Origin of the sequence: Fortiea sp. LEGE XX443 (genome assembly GCF_015206815.1) — a bacterium.
Classification (GTDB): Bacteria; Cyanobacteriota; Cyanobacteriia; order Cyanobacteriales; family Nostocaceae; genus Nostoc_B.
This window is the reverse complement of the sequence record NZ_JADEXZ010000038.1, coordinates 21181-35616: the sequence shown is the minus strand read 5'-3', so window position 1 is coordinate 35616 and position 14436 is coordinate 21181. Positions and strand designations below refer to the sequence as shown.

At 41.0% G+C, this 14436-nt stretch carries 16 protein-coding genes; 2 read left to right on the top strand and 14 right to left on the bottom strand.

Features of this window, described 5'->3' with window-relative positions:
• Positions 1–2 precede the first annotated feature (2 nt).
• The 4 genes from IQ259_RS15310 to IQ259_RS15295 form a co-directional block, all read right to left on the bottom strand.
• Positions 3–626: a hypothetical protein gene (locus IQ259_RS15310; protein ID WP_193886220.1), complete on the bottom strand. Its 624-nt coding sequence runs from the start codon at positions 624–626 to the stop codon at positions 3–5.
• Positions 617–1450, bottom strand: a complete 834-nt coding sequence (locus IQ259_RS15305; RefSeq protein WP_193886218.1) for a DUF692 domain-containing protein — start codon at positions 1448–1450, stop codon at positions 617–619. The genes IQ259_RS15310 and IQ259_RS15305 overlap by 10 nt, the downstream gene beginning before the upstream one ends.
• Before the next feature lie 6 nt (positions 1451–1456).
• Positions 1457–2404, bottom strand: a complete 948-nt coding sequence (locus tag IQ259_RS15300) for a TIGR04222 domain-containing membrane protein (RefSeq protein ID WP_193886216.1) — start codon at positions 2402–2404, stop codon at positions 1457–1459.
• A 135-nt stretch (positions 2405–2539) separates the two neighbouring features.
• The gene (locus tag IQ259_RS15295; protein WP_193886214.1) at positions 2540–3358 is read right to left on the bottom strand and encodes an ion transporter; all 819 of its coding nucleotides are present in this window, start codon (positions 3356–3358) and stop codon (positions 2540–2542) included.
• Positions 3359–3443: 85 nt separating this feature from the next.
• Between IQ259_RS15295 and IQ259_RS15290 the strand changes: the two genes are divergently transcribed.
• Positions 3444–3869 carry a nucleoside deaminase gene (locus IQ259_RS15290; protein ID WP_193886248.1) on the top strand — a complete coding sequence of 142 codons (426 nt, stop codon included), beginning with the start codon at positions 3444–3446 and terminating at the stop codon, positions 3867–3869.
• 17 nt (positions 3870–3886) lie between these two features.
• Here the strand turns inward: IQ259_RS15290 and IQ259_RS15285 are convergent, their stop codons facing one another.
• Together IQ259_RS15285 and IQ259_RS15280 are read right to left on the bottom strand one after the other, a co-directional pair.
• Positions 3887–4549: a response regulator transcription factor gene (locus IQ259_RS15285; protein ID WP_193886212.1), complete on the bottom strand. Its 663-nt coding sequence runs from the start codon at positions 4547–4549 to the stop codon at positions 3887–3889.
• Positions 4546–5751, bottom strand: coding sequence for a sensor histidine kinase (locus tag IQ259_RS15280; RefSeq protein WP_193886210.1), 1206 nt, complete (start codon positions 5749–5751; stop codon positions 4546–4548). Before IQ259_RS15280 ends, IQ259_RS15285 begins: the two co-directional genes overlap by 4 nt.
• 233 nt (positions 5752–5984) lie before the next feature.
• On the opposite strand from IQ259_RS15280, the gene IQ259_RS15275 reads away from it, so the two are divergent.
• The gene (locus IQ259_RS15275; protein WP_193886208.1) at positions 5985–6503 is read left to right on the top strand and encodes a Spy/CpxP family protein refolding chaperone; all 519 of its coding nucleotides are present in this window, start codon (positions 5985–5987) and stop codon (positions 6501–6503) included.
• A gap of 524 nt (positions 6504–7027) precedes the next feature.
• On the opposite strand, the gene IQ259_RS15270 is transcribed toward IQ259_RS15275, so the two are convergent.
• From IQ259_RS15270 to ffh, 8 genes are all read right to left on the bottom strand, one after another.
• Entirely contained in the window at positions 7028–8848 is a 1821-nt protein-coding gene (locus IQ259_RS15270; RefSeq protein ID WP_193886206.1) for an ABC transporter ATP-binding protein, read from the bottom strand.
• 87 nt (positions 8849–8935) lie between these two features.
• Positions 8936–9733 (bottom strand): DUF6816 family protein, encoded by a 798-nt coding sequence (locus IQ259_RS15265; protein ID WP_193886204.1) that lies wholly within the window; start codon positions 9731–9733, stop codon positions 8936–8938.
• A gap of 80 nt (positions 9734–9813) precedes the next feature.
• A complete protein-coding gene (locus IQ259_RS15260; RefSeq protein WP_193886203.1) occupies positions 9814–10218 on the bottom strand; it encodes a ChuX/HutX family heme-like substrate-binding protein in 405 nt (134 codons plus the stop codon).
• A gap of 42 nt (positions 10219–10260) precedes the next feature.
• Positions 10261–11214, bottom strand: coding sequence for a PhoH family protein (locus tag IQ259_RS15255; RefSeq protein WP_193886201.1), 954 nt, complete (start codon positions 11212–11214; stop codon positions 10261–10263).
• Between the two features lie 311 nt (positions 11215–11525).
• The gene (gene rpsU, locus IQ259_RS15250) at positions 11526–11702 is read right to left on the bottom strand and encodes a 30S ribosomal protein S21 (RefSeq protein WP_193886199.1); all 177 of its coding nucleotides are present in this window, start codon (positions 11700–11702) and stop codon (positions 11526–11528) included.
• Between the two features lie 205 nt (positions 11703–11907).
• Positions 11908–12342 carry a KH domain-containing protein gene (locus IQ259_RS15245; RefSeq protein WP_193886197.1) on the bottom strand — a complete coding sequence of 145 codons (435 nt, stop codon included), beginning with the start codon at positions 12340–12342 and terminating at the stop codon, positions 11908–11910.
• Positions 12305–12565 carry a 30S ribosomal protein S16 gene (gene rpsP, locus IQ259_RS15240; RefSeq protein ID WP_193886195.1) on the bottom strand — a complete coding sequence of 87 codons (261 nt, stop codon included), beginning with the start codon at positions 12563–12565 and terminating at the stop codon, positions 12305–12307. Before rpsP ends, IQ259_RS15245 begins: the two co-directional genes overlap by 38 nt.
• 173 nt (positions 12566–12738) lie before the next feature.
• Entirely contained in the window at positions 12739–14205 is a 1467-nt protein-coding gene (gene ffh / locus IQ259_RS15235) for a signal recognition particle protein (protein ID WP_193886193.1), read from the bottom strand.
• Positions 14206–14436 lie beyond the last annotated feature (231 nt).

Sequence of the window (14436 nt, the reverse complement as noted above, 5' to 3'; positions counted from 1 at the left end):
TTCTAATACTCTCCGCGCCTCTGCGATTCTAAGTGAGGTAATATCATTGGTAATGATAAGGTAATGTGATGTAATTGCGATCGCCTCCGGCGAGGAGTAGCCCATCGCCCCAATAAACGCAACCAAATCACTAGTGTCGGTTGTGCGGTAAAATCATGATGTACTGCGTAACGCAACCAGCAAATTTTCAAAAAATTCCCAGGTTCATAAGCTAACAGCCAAGTTTTTTCATAGCGAACTAAATCACCTACCCAAGCAGGTTCGAGGTTTTCATTTTGAGCCACCTTAATCATAAAGTTAGCAAAGGCGATCGCATCTTCCCGATGTTTTTTAATTCCTATGGGTAAATAAGTTTCTGCATATCGCCAAAACAAGGTATTAAAATTTTTTCCCAACACCTTAGCTGTGCGAGGTAACAATTCGCGTATTTCTCCTAACCGCTTCCACTTCAAAGAATTGGCGAATATATTCACCTCCTGCGCTGAAATTTCTGCTAACTGCTGCGCTTCATCACAACTCAAGCCCAACTCTACACCCACTGCTTGAGGGTTCGCAAAAAAACGCTCTCGAAATTCAGTATTAGTATAAAGCTGGGCTAAAACTTGCTGGGTTTGTGCTAACCCCATCTTTGATGACTCCTACCAATATCTCGTGCTGTTTGCAATTCTTTGGCTATTTCTGTAAACGGAGGCAAGTTTTCATCTCGTTCTAACACTATCCCTTTGATTGGAACCTGGGCTACTACTTCATCCATTAATTGCCATACTTCCGTTGGTGTTGACTGGGAATGGCTATCAATTAGTATCCCATCATGCCAATGTCCACCGACGAAATGTAACTGTACTACACGTTCCCAAGGTAAATTTTCGAGAAAATCATGGAAATCATAGCCAAAATTTACAGCATTGGTATGTAAATTCGTTACATCCAAAAGCAACCCACAATCAGAACGTTCTACCACTTCCGCTAAAAATTGGGCTTCCGTCATCTCTGCACCAGGAAGTTTTACCATGTAGGTAATATTTTCCAGAATTAACGGCACATCAATAAAGCGTCGCACTTCGGCAATATTCCGACACAGCACTTCTACCGCCTCTTTGGTGTAAGGTAGGGGTGACAAATGACCAATATCAACGCCGCCAGCTTTCGTAAAACAAATATGTTCACTCCACCAAGGTGGGTTAATTTGCTCAATTAGGGCTGCAAGTTTGTGTAAGTAATCTGTATCTACACCTTCAGCACTACCCAGCGACAAATTAATGGCGTGGGGAATTATCGGGAAATGTGCAGCCAGTATTTCTAACTCCTGTTGTTTTTGGACTGGTGCATCTAAATAGTGTTCCGCAACAATTTCCAGAAAGTCCACTTGCTGACGATTGAGAAACAAATCACTTTTGAATGGTTCTCGAAAACCTAACCCGACACCTAAAGTGGGAAGTTGAGATAGCATAATTTTTTAGTCGCCACCGCCGCCACAACCACCGCACCCGCCACCGCATGAACTACCACTACTGCATGAACTACCACTACTGCATGAACTACCACTACTGCATGAATTACCACTACTGCACGAACTACTAGAGTAACTGCTGCTGCGGCTACTTGTCGTAGAATAAGTTGGCGGAAAGAATGCTTTGTAGTAAGCATTGTAGGCGGTTCCAGCCAGAGACTCAACACCAAATAGTGCTAATACCAGTAAGTTGTTGTTGACTAAAGAAGTTTCGCGCAGTTGCTTGAAGGTGCTTTGAAGTTGTTGCAGATACCTTTTTCCTAGATGACTCAGGTGCGATCGCTTACTCACAAACCACAGTAAATAGATAATGGATAATACGCCCATAACGATCAAAAAACCAACGTTATAGCGTCCTTTACCCAAGGCTATCAGCAGCTTGTAAGCACCCAGGCTAAAAATAATTGTTGCCCCAATTAAGCCCACTGTAATATTCCGTTCTTGCCATTTAGGAGAATATAACAGTTCCTGATTGTCCAACTGCTCTTTATGAGCAACAGAAAATGACTTTACACACTGGGTAGCCATCCACAGAGATGTGTTAGCTGTCGCAGGAATAGAAAACTTATCAAATACTTGTCGTTTTATTGGTTCTAAATTCGATGTATCGGGATGGCTAGGTGCTTGGATAATCGACTGTTTGCTGACTTGCAAATAACCCTGCTGAATCAAATTGAATAAGACTAAATGAGCAACTCCCGTTTCTTGAGAACGCAAGTAAGCGATTTCGTAAGGATCTGGTTCAGCTGGAATTAACGGTAACGGCTGATTTTTTGTCGGATCTTGGACTAAACGCCCACACAATAACAAAGTTGTGATGATAACAGTACCATACAATAGCAGAAAGTTCGTCCCATACATATCTGCAATTGGGTTATGCAGCAACGTATACATTGCTTTTACTCCTTGTTAGGAAATTTCTGAAACTATACAAAATTCAATGTCAAAATCTTTGCAGCGGTTTTCTAAAACATCTCGCTATCTCAACTCTGTTAGTCATCATAACACAGTATATTAGCATACTCAGTCTTACCTAACACTACTAACCCCTAAACTGCTTTCACCGCCAGGGTTTTTTAATTTAGTGCCACATCTTTTACAAAAAGTAGCATCTAAATCATGAAACGCTAAACCACAACCTGTACACACTGTTTCTACTTGGTTGGCGTTTTTTACCAAACGCTTAATCAAATCTCCTACTTGCCAAGGAATCAACGTTACACCTGTCAAAATCATCAATACTGTCAGCAATCGCCCTAATTCTGAAATTGGTGTGACATCCCCAAATCCGACAGTTGTCATCGTCACAACGGAGAAATAAAACGCATCCAAAAATGTGGTGTAAACTTGGGGATTTACTGGATGTTCCACTTGATAAATTAACCCAGAATAAACAAAAATAATTGCAAATAACGTAAATAATATCCGCACGAAAATCTGACCATCTTCGGTGCTGACACTGGCAAATAAAAACTTCTGATCGATAAATCTAATTAATCGTAAAATCCGAAACCATCGTAATATCCGAATAAAACTGATATCTACTGCACCTAGAAAAAATGGCAAAATCGCCATTAAATCAATAATTGAATAAAAGCTAAAAATATACTTAAGTTTATTGTCTGCACTCCAGAAACGGAGTAGATACTCTGCTGCAAAGATGATGAGGATAGCAGTATCGATTAAATCTAAAAAAAACCTCACATTATTAGGAATATGATAAGTTTGCGCTACAAAAATTCCTGATGACAATAGCACCAAAGCAGCAATTGTGAGATTAATAACTTTACCTGTGGGTGTATCGAGGTCTTTGAAATAAAATTCTGTTTGTTCTCTACTTAGTAACATATTTGTTTAGACCTTTAACGCCTTTACCTAAATTTCATCTTTATGAGATATGATTGACCATAATTTTTACTTAGTTATAACAAAGATGAACCAAGAATATTTTATGCGTTTAGCTCTAGAAGCTGCAAAAAAAGGTGATTGGCCTTATGGTGCGGTGATTGTAAAAGATGATGAAGTTGCTGCGGTAGCATATAATACTGTGCAACGAGATAGTGATCCATCTGCTCATGCAGAAATTAATGTGATTCGCATTTTAACTGCTAAAATAAGCAAGCCTACTTTAGAAGGTTACAGCATATATACGACTTGTGAACCTTGTCCAATGTGTGCAACAGCTTGTGTCTGGACAGGTGTATCAGAAATTATATGTGGTGTTTCCATTCAAGATTTAATTTCGTTAAATCAGGCGCAAATTCATATTTCTTGTGAAGAAATAATAGCCAAGTCTTTTAGGAACATCAAAGTTACAAAAGGTGTTCTAAAAGATGAGTGTTTGGCTTTATTTAAGTAATTATAAATTTTATTCTGTTAAGTAGACTCATTTAAATAGGACAAAAATGTATTAGCGATGATAGCAGCCTGAGTGCGATCGCGCAAATTTAACCGATTCAAAATATTAGTGACGTGATTCTTCACTGTACCCTCAGAAATGTATAATTCCTGGGCAATTTCGCGGTTACTAGCACCTGTAGCAATTAACTTTAACACCTCTTTTTCTCTAGGTGTAAGTTCAGTTAAACTAGGCGGTACAGGCTGTGATTGAGTTTGCACACCATTAGGAAATTGATTCAACAGTTTTTTTACTATGCCTGGGCCTAGTTGAGTATATCCTTTATGAACGGCGCGAATTGCCACAGCCAATTCTTCTGAGGGTGTATCTTTTAATAAATAACCCATTGCACCATTCTGTAATGCTGCCGTGACATATTCATCATTATCGAAAGTTGTCAGGACTAAAATTTTTGTGTCGCTAAAACGTTGATGAATTTCTCGTGTAGCCGCGACTCCATCCATAATTGGCATTCTCATATCCATTAACACCACATCTGGTTGTAATTTTGCCACTAATTCCACAGCTACTTCACCGTTTTCTGCTTCCCCAACAATTTCTAAATCTGATTCTAGCTCTAATAGTGCTTTTAATCCTTGACGAATTAAATTTTGGTCGTCTACTAGCAAAACTTTAATCATCGAATTAACCTAAATAAGGGAATATCAACTATAATTTGACAGCCAGCATTAGGAGTAGTATTTATAGTAAATTCGCCGCCCAATGCTAAAGTGCGATCGCGCATACTTTGTAAGCCAAATCCAGTAGTATTTTGCTTAATATCAAAACCTCTACCGTTATCTTGAACCATCAAACGTAAACTTCTTTTAGTGCTAGTAAGTTCTAGGATAACTTCTGTAGCTTGTGCATATTTAGAAATATTTGTCAATGATTCTTGAATTATCCGATAAAGAGCAACATTAATTTCTGTGGGTGGCGGATCATCCAAATTAATTAAACAAATTGGCACAATACCATTAGCACGATAAAAGTCTTCTAAAAGAATAGCGATCGCCTGTTCTAAAGTTTTATCTTGTAAGGGATTAGCTCGCATAGTTGAAACAGATTGGCGAACATCTTTTAAGGCTTTAGAACCAAGCTCTTTTGCTCTTGCTAAAAACGTTTGTGACCTTTCAGGATTAGACTGCCACAATTTCAAAGCAGTTTCTAATTGTAAATTTAGTGCAGTTAAAGAATGTCCTAATGAGTCATGAATTTCGCGGGCGATGCGATTGCGTTCTTCTAGAGTAGCTTGATTTTCAATCCGCAAGGCATACTCACGCAGTTTTTCGTTAGCAGCTGCCAGTTTTTCTCGACTATGCCGTTCAGATAATACTGTATTCATTAACAATAAAACAAAAATTAAACTTAATCCGAATAACAGTGCCGTGTTGAAAGTAATAAACCGAAAACGCTCTTGTGCTTGTGGTGGTAAAGCACGGGGTAAACGAGTATTTAATGTGATTAAAAATAAGGCAAATGAAAAACCTGTAACAACTAAGCGTCCAGGTAACTGAAAAATTAAACAACTGCGAGTTACTAAAATTAGATAAAGAAATGGGAATAATCGAGCAGTTCTACCACCAAAAATCCCAATAATTAATAGAAGTAAAATTTCACTAGCTGTATAAATTATCTTATTTATATTGTTAGTTGTAGGTAATCTTAACCCCATTAAACCAAAGATAATTAAACAACCAATAGTCAGTTCAGGAAATTTACTAGCAAATCGCGGTGGAAGTTCAGGCAAGGCAGATGTTGAAATGGCAAGCACTAGTAATATCCACTCTAAATACAGTAGAAACCGAAAGGGATGATTGTTGATTTGAATAGGACGACTCATATCAATTTTGGATTACAAGCCTTGGTTAAAAGTTTTATTAGAAAATGCCCAACTTATAGATACTCCTGAATTTCGCTGTAACTGTAATTTATAAGTTATTGTTACTCAAATATCACAAAAATAAAGCATGACTAAAGTCATGGGTGTAACCGTGACTTTCTCCTCATGTGATTACTAAAGATAAATTCCTATGATAGTGACATCCTCAACAGGAAAGGAAAACAAGGTAACAAATGAAACTGAAGTCATTATCATTAATTGCTGGTGCGATCGCTCTTACTTTAACGGCAACCTCCCTCACAGCCAAAGCCGAAACCTTATCTAATTCCCCTCTACTACTTGCTCAATCACAAGAACAAGGGCGTTGGCAAGGTAAAAAACGTGCTTGGTCAGAATTAGGCCTGACTGACGCTCAAAAAAACCAAATTCAGCAAATTCAACGCAACACCCGCACCCAGATAGAAAATGTTCTCACTCAAGAACAAAAAGATCAATTAAAGGCATCCTTTGAAGCACGTCGCGCCCAAAGAGAAGCAAATCAAGGTCAGCCACGGCAACCAGGACAGCGTGCAGGTCGTCGTGCTGGTAAGGGTTTTGCAGAGTTGAATTTAACAGAAGCACAAAAAACCCAAATGCGGCAAATACGCGAATCTTCTAAACAACAAATACAAGCGGTTTTGACTCCAGAACAACGCACAAAACTTCAGCAGTTCCGTCAAAATGCTCAACAGCGTCGTCAACAACCCCGCTAATTCAGCAAACCCAGCATTGAAGTTTTAGGGTGGAGTCACCCACCCTACTCAAAACCAAATCTAAAGATATGCAACCCGATGTTGCTTCCTCAAATCCTGCTCCTCGCCTCCAACAATTTTTAAATCTGCTCGATAGCGTTACGGAAACATGAGGGCAGAATGTATCACAAATCGTCCATATAGAAAAATTGCGATCGCTACCTGCTGGCACTTTTGGTAAGCTGTTAAGCATTTAATTTGCACATTGAGGCCGCAGGGGGGCAGGGAGCAGGGAGAGGGTTTGCAGCTTTGATTACCATGAAAATGGTGCAATTTAAATGACGATTAGCTTAAAACTTGGGTTGATTTTTTGGATACACACAACCTCAAACCTTTCACTACAGGTATCCGCCGCAAGCAACTCCATGATGATAAGGAATCTAGTTTTCAGATTAGGGACGACCAGTTTTAATCCTCTGGGGATTCGTAGTAAAGAGTTTAGTCCTGAAGATTTCTCAGCACTAAAATCTCTACCACAAACCTTTCTAATTTAGAAGTTCACCTGTTTCTTGTAAAGAGTGCAAACGTTGGTAAATACCTTCGTGACGCAACAGTTCTTCGTGGCTACCAACCTCGACAATTCTGCCTTGATCTAACACTACAATCTTGTCGGCTTCGCGGACTGTACTCAGACGGTGAGCAATCACAATAGTGGTACAAGTACCCTGAATCGATCGCATCGCTAACTGAATGGAACGCTCTGACTCATAATCTAAGCTGGAGGTAGCTTCGTCAAAAATCAGTACATCTGGTTTGACTAACAACGCTCTAGCAATTCCGAGGCGCTGTCTTTGTCCCCCAGATAGCCTGACACCACGTTCTCCCACAACGGTGTAATAGCCTTGGGGTAACATCTGCACTACCTCATCAACTCTGGCAATTTTACAGGCTTCCTGCACCTCTGCAAAGGTAGCTGTTGGTCTACCGTAGGTGAGATTATTCAAGATTGTTCCGTTGAAAACATCTACTTCTTGGTGAACGATCGCTAACCTACGCCTATACTTACCTATATCTAGGGTACTAACATCGTGACCATCAATCAGAATTTGACCATCTTGGGGTTCAAAATACCGCAATAACAGTTTCACTAAAGTAGATTTACCGGAACCAGAACGCCCAACTAAAGCGACTGTTTGGTACGGTTCAATCAATAAGTTGATATCTTGCAACACCTTTCGGTTAGCATCATATCCAAAACTGACTTGAGAGAACTCTAATTTACCAGTAAATCTATAGGGTGATTCTGCCTCGTTTCGCGTATCCAACAGACTCGCTGCATCTGCACCAATTGGTTCTTGAAGAAATTCATGAAATCGCAGCATCGAAGAATAGCGCCGCGCAAAAACTTCTGCCAAGCTACTAATTGGTTCTAATTCAGCATACGCCATGCTAGAAAGAGTCAAGGTCATAACAAAATGACCAAGAGAAATTCGACCGTCTAGTGTGGCTACTAAAGTTAAACCCAAAATCGTAAACACGCAAAACTGAATTACACTTCTTTGCCAAGTAGCCAGTTTCACATAACCTTTGTGGATGCGATAATCGACTACTATCAGTTCACGTTGCAAACGAAGATTTTGACGTTTGAGTTCTTGAGCTTCTGTGGCAAATGCTTTGACAGTTTTGATATTAGTGATGAGTTCCGATGTCCGACTTTCTGTATCTTCTGTGTATTTATCTAAACGGCTTTCGTGCCAAATCAGTTTCTGTAAGTCCTTCAAGCTAAAACCAAGGATAACTACAAAGGAAATCAGATATAAAGTCGCAATTCGCCACTCAATCAACAAAATAAACACAAAGATTCCCACTACGCGTAATAGTTTGGGAATTAACTGTCCGGCAATTTCGGGATAACTCCAAGTGTGATTTGATATACCTCTAGCTATTCTGCCGGCAATGCGCCCAGGATTATTTTCATCATAAAATTCTAGGGGGAGAGTGAGAATTTTTTCTATGGCTGTTTGACTTTTAGACCGACGTAATCTGAGGGCGATATCCCAGTGAAACCAATGGGTTAACCAAGGTTGTGTGGGCGCTCTCACAACAGTCACAATAAATATTAAACCCAGTAATACACCTAAAGATAGTTGTTTACTAACTGGGTAATTGGTAACTTCTGAGACAGATGCGATCGCACTTTGCAGAGGTTTGTCTAAGGGTTGGCTAGACAAAACATTTAAAATTTGCCCAATCGCATAGGGGACAACCAAATCAATAATTTCGTAAATGCTCGCTACTGTAATAGTGAAAACGCTCAGTTTCCAATTAGGACGATAATAATTGAGAATATCTCGAAATTTTGCCATGATCTATTTTGTCCAAGAGCGCGATCGTGAGCTTGGAATACTATACTACAAATGTATTACAAAATAGTCAAGCACTAATAGACTGAATTATTCTTCTGGAAGCGGTGGAAGCTCTACAGGAAAAAATTTTAGCCGATAGCGATAAAGGGCGACTGGTTGAGACACCGCCTGAAAGTAATCTGGATCTTGTGGTGAAAGGTAGACAGCCGTAACTTGATCTGCTTCAATTTTTGGATTATTTGTTGGCAGTTTATGGTAAGCAGTTGTAGATTCTACAGAATTAAAATAAGGACGAGAACCGCCTTTGAATAGTTGTTGAAATACTTCGGCAGTAATGAATTGATTATTAGCAGTAATTTCCGTAGCGCGCGATGTAACGATAGAAACTAATTGACGTTCTCCGCGTAAAAATGTGATTTGTCTATTCGGAGATGCTGGATCTACTTTGACTGATAATACTGCTTGATCCCCTAAATAAGCTTTAGCTAAATTCAAGCTATTAAATGCTCTATCTGCTATTAAAATTGGTGATTGGTTATTGATTTGGGGAATAAATTTTAAACCAAATGTAATTGGTGGTTTTTGTTTAATAAACCTAACCATAAAACTTACAGGCTGATTAAGTTGTTGACGGTTACTTTCAAACCCAGGTGTCACAATATCTGGTGCTAAAGGTGCAGCTAAATCTATTAAGGTACTTGTAACTTTCCAAGACCCAGCCATCCATTCAGGGTAAGCTAAATCTCCAGAAGCTGGCTGTACAGAAGTTAATTTTTCCCATTGAGGAAAATTTGCCAAGCGTTCAGATAATTCACCTGCCGCTGCATTCTCACTCCATCCCAGCAAGAATAAAATAATCAAGCAAAAACTGCAAATTGCCTTCATACCAATTTGTAATTCGTAATTCGATGTCTATGTTGGGTTTCGCTGTCGCTCCACCCAACCTACCGCAAATGCAAAATGACTTATAACTCAACTGGTAAAGGCTGCCAAACTTCGCCATATTTCTCTTTTAAAGCTTGCCAAGCTTCTACTTGACCTGGTTCATATTCTCCCGGTTTTCCCCATTGTAGAAATAAGCTTAAAACAGACTCTTGTTTATCATCTAAAAACCGGATGGCATAGGTTGTAAAGTTACCTCTTTTAGCCTCACCTGTTTCAAATTTTACCTGGGTAATTTTGTCCATATTGAGGTGAAATTCAAAGCCTTCGGTGTGCATATTGGCATACTTACCTTTAGCTAATTCGGCATAAAATAGCTTTTCTATTTTTCCCCGTGCTTCTAATACAGCAGCGCTGCTGGTAACGATTAAACGCAAAGTTCCCAGAGTTTCGCAAGCTTCTAAAAATTCTTTTAAATTTGCATTCATAATTAATTGACCTTTGTTGTTTTGTTATTTGTCATTTGTTGGCTATTTTTCATATTTTTCGTAAGCAGCTACAATTCGCTGAACTAAGGGATGGCGTACTACATCTTTTTGGGTGAATTCACAAAAACCAATGCCTTCAACGTGTTTGAGAATTTCTAAAGCTACTGATAGACCTGATTGTTGATTATGAGGCAAATCTGTTTGTGTAGTATCACCTGTAATCACCATGCGAGAACGGAAACCCAAACGGGTCAAAACCATTTTGATTTGTGCTGGTGTGGTATTTTGAGCTTCATCCACAATTATGAAAGCATTATTTAGGGTACGTCCGCGCATATAAGCGAGTGGCGCGACTTCAATCACACCGCGTTCCATTAAATTAGGTACTTTTTCAGCATCAATGAATTCGTAAATCGCATCGTAAAGTGGACGCAGATAAGGATTAATTTTTTGCTGTAAGTCTCCTGGTAAAAAGCCGAGTCTTTCGCCAGCTTCTACGGCTGGACGAGTTAAAATCAATTTTTCTACCTGATTAGAAAGGAGTGCTTGAACAGCGACAACTACGGCGAGGTAAGTTTTACCAGTACCAGCTGGCCCTGTACAGAAGGTAACGTCACGTTTCCGTATCGCCTCAATATACTGTCGCTGACGAAATGTTTTAGCGCGAACTTCTTCACCGCGGCGAGTTTTGGCCAGAACATCTCGGCGGAGTTCTTGTAGTTCGTCTTCCCGATCGCTATCTAAGGCTTGACGGGCTGTTAAAATATCGGCAGTGGAGATGGTGTTGCCTTTAATCCAAAGGTCTTCAAGCGATCGCACTAACCGCGATGCGAGATTAATCTGGGCATCTGTACCAGTAATATGCAGTTCCTGTCCACGCAACACCAACATCGCGCCTGTTTGTCTAGACAGGATTTTGAGATTTTCTTCACTATCACCTGCAAGGGCGATCGCACTGGGAATATTAGGCAGCTGTATTGTTAAGGCATCTGCCATAGTTATTTCTTAAATGTGTGAAGTGCAGTTTTTAACAAAGCTTTACTATTTTTTAGTTGTTTTATTAAAGTTTCCAATTAGCTTTACTTTTACATTATTTTACAATGATTGGCCATTTAACCTTGCTAAACAACTATAAATAATGACCATTCTTACAGAGTAATGTGCTTTTTTTACACATGTGGCGGCTTATTGAATTTTTGGCTATTTTTTTAGTAAATTTAGAGACGCGATCGCGTCTCTACTTTAGTGAGATTGAGATTGATCAAGCTTTCTCACATCAAATCACACTATTGACTTCGGCTAACCGCTTAGTAGCGAACACCTTTGCGTACAGCTTCCGCTTTACGCTTACGCCGCAGACTGGGTTTTTCATATCTTTCCCGACGTTTAACTTCGGATAATATCCCGGCTCTTTGAATTTTCTTTTTAAAACGTCTTAGCGCCGAGTCAATTGTTTCATTTTCACCCAAACGGACTTCAGCCACTCCTTAGATTCACCCCCTGACAGAGATTCAGAAGTTGCATTCAAAAATAGCATTTAGAAATCAGGTCAATGAGAGGAGACAAGAGACAGAAACACGAAGGCTAAAGAATAAAATTTCATCCTTCATACTAGCCTGCGGCAAGCCGCTAAAAGCGTCTACACACTTCATACTTTTCCCCTCATCTTCCTTTCTCTTGAGTTTAAACCTAGCGGAAACGAGGTTTAGCAACAGGTCTAGGCACGTTGTCTCCGCCTCTTTCCCTAGTTTTCGGCAGTGGAGATCGCTCTTCACGGTCTTCATCAAAAGACATTTCATCTCGCCCCATAGCAGTGCTGCCATAGATATCCAGGTATACTGATTGTCCAGCAAGTTCCGCAGCTGCGGCAATTACTGTCCGAATCGCCTGAATATTACGTCCACCTCGACCAAACACTTTACCTTTATCTGCGCTGTCAAAGGCGATGCGAATCCATGCCTTGTTCAGGCTCTGAGAAATTTCACAATCAACGCTTAAAGTCTCTGGAGATTCTAAAAACGGCTGCATTAAAAACTGAACTAGTCCAACGTAGTTGGGAGTAGTTGTGAGAGATTTTGTGTTGACGTTATGATGCGGGTTTGGCACTGACCTGTTCAAAAACATTGGCTTTTACTAAGATGCGACGTACTGTGTCAGTAGGTTGAGCGCCTTGTTGTAGTCGCTTGACGATGCCGGGAACATCCAGCCGCACTTCATCAGTTCTGGGGTTGTAAAAGCCCAGTTCTTCGAGAGGACGGCCATCGCGGCGAGAGATGCTATTCATGGCGACGATGCGGTAGCTCGCTTCCCGCTTTTTTCCGTATCGCTTCAAGCGCAGTTTGATCATGTTGAAGAATCGTTCTCCTGTTTGTAGGTATTTTTTTGCAGCAGGTCAAAGAAGGAAGTAACTCGGCTGAAGTGCCTTTGTTTAAACTTCCCATACTGAAATGCCCATTTTAACACTTGACTAGTGTTTACGGCTATTAGTCTAAGGTAAAGACGCGATATGGCACATCTCTACTAAAGATTTCCAAAACCTTTTTTCTTTTTATCTTTGGGTTTTTTCTTTTTGCTGCCATCACCGCCACTGTAGCCGCGCCATCCAGGGGCAGCAGGACGATTACCAGCACCTGCAAAAGCATTACCCATACCGCCGCCGCCAAACATTCCGCCTGGCATACCGGGGAAGTTACCTTGACCCATTTGTTGCATGAGCGATCGCATTTTTTGGAAATCAGCTACCAGCTTACTCACATCTGACTCTTTGTAACCCGAACCAGTCGCAATTCTTCGCCGTCGGCTGGGGGAACTTGCCAATAAATCAGGGTCGCGGCGTTCTTGCTTTGTCATGGAATTAATCATTGCCTCACACCGCTTCAGCTGAGTTTCACCCTGCTTGAGTTGTTCATCTGAGAGCTTACCCATCCCTGGAATCATCTTCATGATCCCACCCAAAGATCCCATGTTCTTTAACAGGCGAAGTTGCTTGACAAAATCTGTAAAGTCAAACTTCGCTGATAGGATTTTCTCCTGCATTTGCTCGGCATCTGCCAAGTCTATTTCTTCTTGGGCTTTTTCTACCAAGGTGAGAACGTCACCCATGCCGAGAATTCGTGAGGCCATGCGGTCTGGGTAAAACGGTTGTAGGGCTTCGACTTTTTCACCCACACCCACGAATTTAATCGGCGCACCAGAAATTTGCCGGACTGACAGCGCCGCACCACCACGGCTATCACCATCCATTTTGGTGAGAATTGCTCCCGTAATCCCAATTTCTTCGTGGAAGGTGCGGGTTAAATTAGCTGCCTCTTGACCTGTCATCGCGTCCACCACCAATAAAGTTTCGTGGGGTTGGACTGTTTTTTTGATGCGGGCTAGTTCCGCCATCATGTCTTCGTCAATTTGCAGACGACCAGCTGTATCGATGATGACTGTATTCACGCCTTCTGCTTTGGCGCGTTCCACGCCTTGGCGGGCGATTTCTACTGGGTCAGCATCGCTTCCGAGTTCAAATACAGGTACATCAATTTGCTTGCCCAAGGTGATCAACTGATCAATCGCGGCTGGGCGATATACGTCTGTGGCGACTAACAAACAACTGCGCTCTAATTTCCTTAGATGCAGCGCTAACTTGGCGGTGGCTGTGGTTTTACCAGTACCTTGCAAACCAGCCATCAACACAACCGTGGGCTTTTGTTCAGTTTCTGCCAGGGGAACATTCTCATCCCCCATCACCTGCACCAACTCATCATGGACAATTTTGATGAACTGCTGGTCAGGGCGCACACCGCTAATAACTTCGGCTCCCTGCGCCTTGGCTTCAACTTCGCTAATAAAATCTTTGACTACTTGAAGGTTAACATCTGCTTCCAACAAGGCGCGGCGCACTTCCCGCAAAGCATCTTGAATGTTAGATTCAGAAATTTTATCTTGCCCGCGTAGCTTTTTCCAGGCGGATTCTAAACGGTCTGCTAATGCGTCAAACATATCTTAGTTACAGTTATTGAGCCAATGGGGATGTCCGAACCACCAACAAGTGCGATTCAGTAATTTTTGATTTTAATGTCCTATCTACCAGCTTAGTAGTTTTCCCCTCTACTTTAGCAAGGGGATACCCATCTCTGTGTGGGGTGGCTAACCGTCTGAGGGCGTTGGGGAGGATTAATGAAAGGCATTCTCCAAGAGAAGGTGCTTTTAAGTTTCCATCACCTAAGATAT

Bases quoted from the DNA above. Each gene is read 5' to 3' on its own strand.
- IQ259_RS15310 (WP_193886220.1), bottom strand. From the start codon at position 626: ATGGGGTTAGCACAAACCCAGCAAGTTTTAGCCCAGCTTTATACTAAT.
- IQ259_RS15305 (WP_193886218.1), bottom strand. From the start codon at position 1,450: ATGCTATCTCAACTTCCCACTTTAGGTGTCGGGTTAGGTTTTCGAGAA.
- IQ259_RS15300 (WP_193886216.1), bottom strand. From the start codon at position 2,404: ATGTATACGTTGCTGCATAACCCAATTGCAGATATGTATGGGACGAAC.
- IQ259_RS15295 (WP_193886214.1), bottom strand. From the start codon at position 3,358: ATGTTACTAAGTAGAGAACAAACAGAATTTTATTTCAAAGACCTCGAT.
- IQ259_RS15290 (WP_193886248.1), top strand. From the start codon at position 3,444: ATGAACCAAGAATATTTTATGCGTTTAGCTCTAGAAGCTGCAAAAAAA.
- IQ259_RS15285 (WP_193886212.1), bottom strand. From the start codon at position 4,549: ATGATTAAAGTTTTGCTAGTAGACGACCAAAATTTAATTCGTCAAGGA.
- IQ259_RS15280 (WP_193886210.1), bottom strand. From the start codon at position 5,751: ATGAGTCGTCCTATTCAAATCAACAATCATCCCTTTCGGTTTCTACTG.
- IQ259_RS15275 (WP_193886208.1), top strand. From the start codon at position 5,985: ATGAAACTGAAGTCATTATCATTAATTGCTGGTGCGATCGCTCTTACT.
- IQ259_RS15270 (WP_193886206.1), bottom strand. From the start codon at position 8,848: ATGGCAAAATTTCGAGATATTCTCAATTATTATCGTCCTAATTGGAAA.
- IQ259_RS15265 (WP_193886204.1), bottom strand. From the start codon at position 9,733: ATGAAGGCAATTTGCAGTTTTTGCTTGATTATTTTATTCTTGCTGGGA.
- IQ259_RS15260 (WP_193886203.1), bottom strand. From the start codon at position 10,218: ATGAATGCAAATTTAAAAGAATTTTTAGAAGCTTGCGAAACTCTGGGA.
- IQ259_RS15255 (WP_193886201.1), bottom strand. From the start codon at position 11,214: ATGGCAGATGCCTTAACAATACAGCTGCCTAATATTCCCAGTGCGATC.
- IQ259_RS15245 (WP_193886197.1), bottom strand. From the start codon at position 12,342: ATGTTTTTGAACAGGTCAGTGCCAAACCCGCATCATAACGTCAACACA.
- rpsP (WP_193886195.1), bottom strand. From the start codon at position 12,565: ATGATCAAACTGCGCTTGAAGCGATACGGAAAAAAGCGGGAAGCGAGC.
- ffh (WP_193886193.1), bottom strand. From the start codon at position 14,205: ATGTTTGACGCATTAGCAGACCGTTTAGAATCCGCCTGGAAAAAGCTA.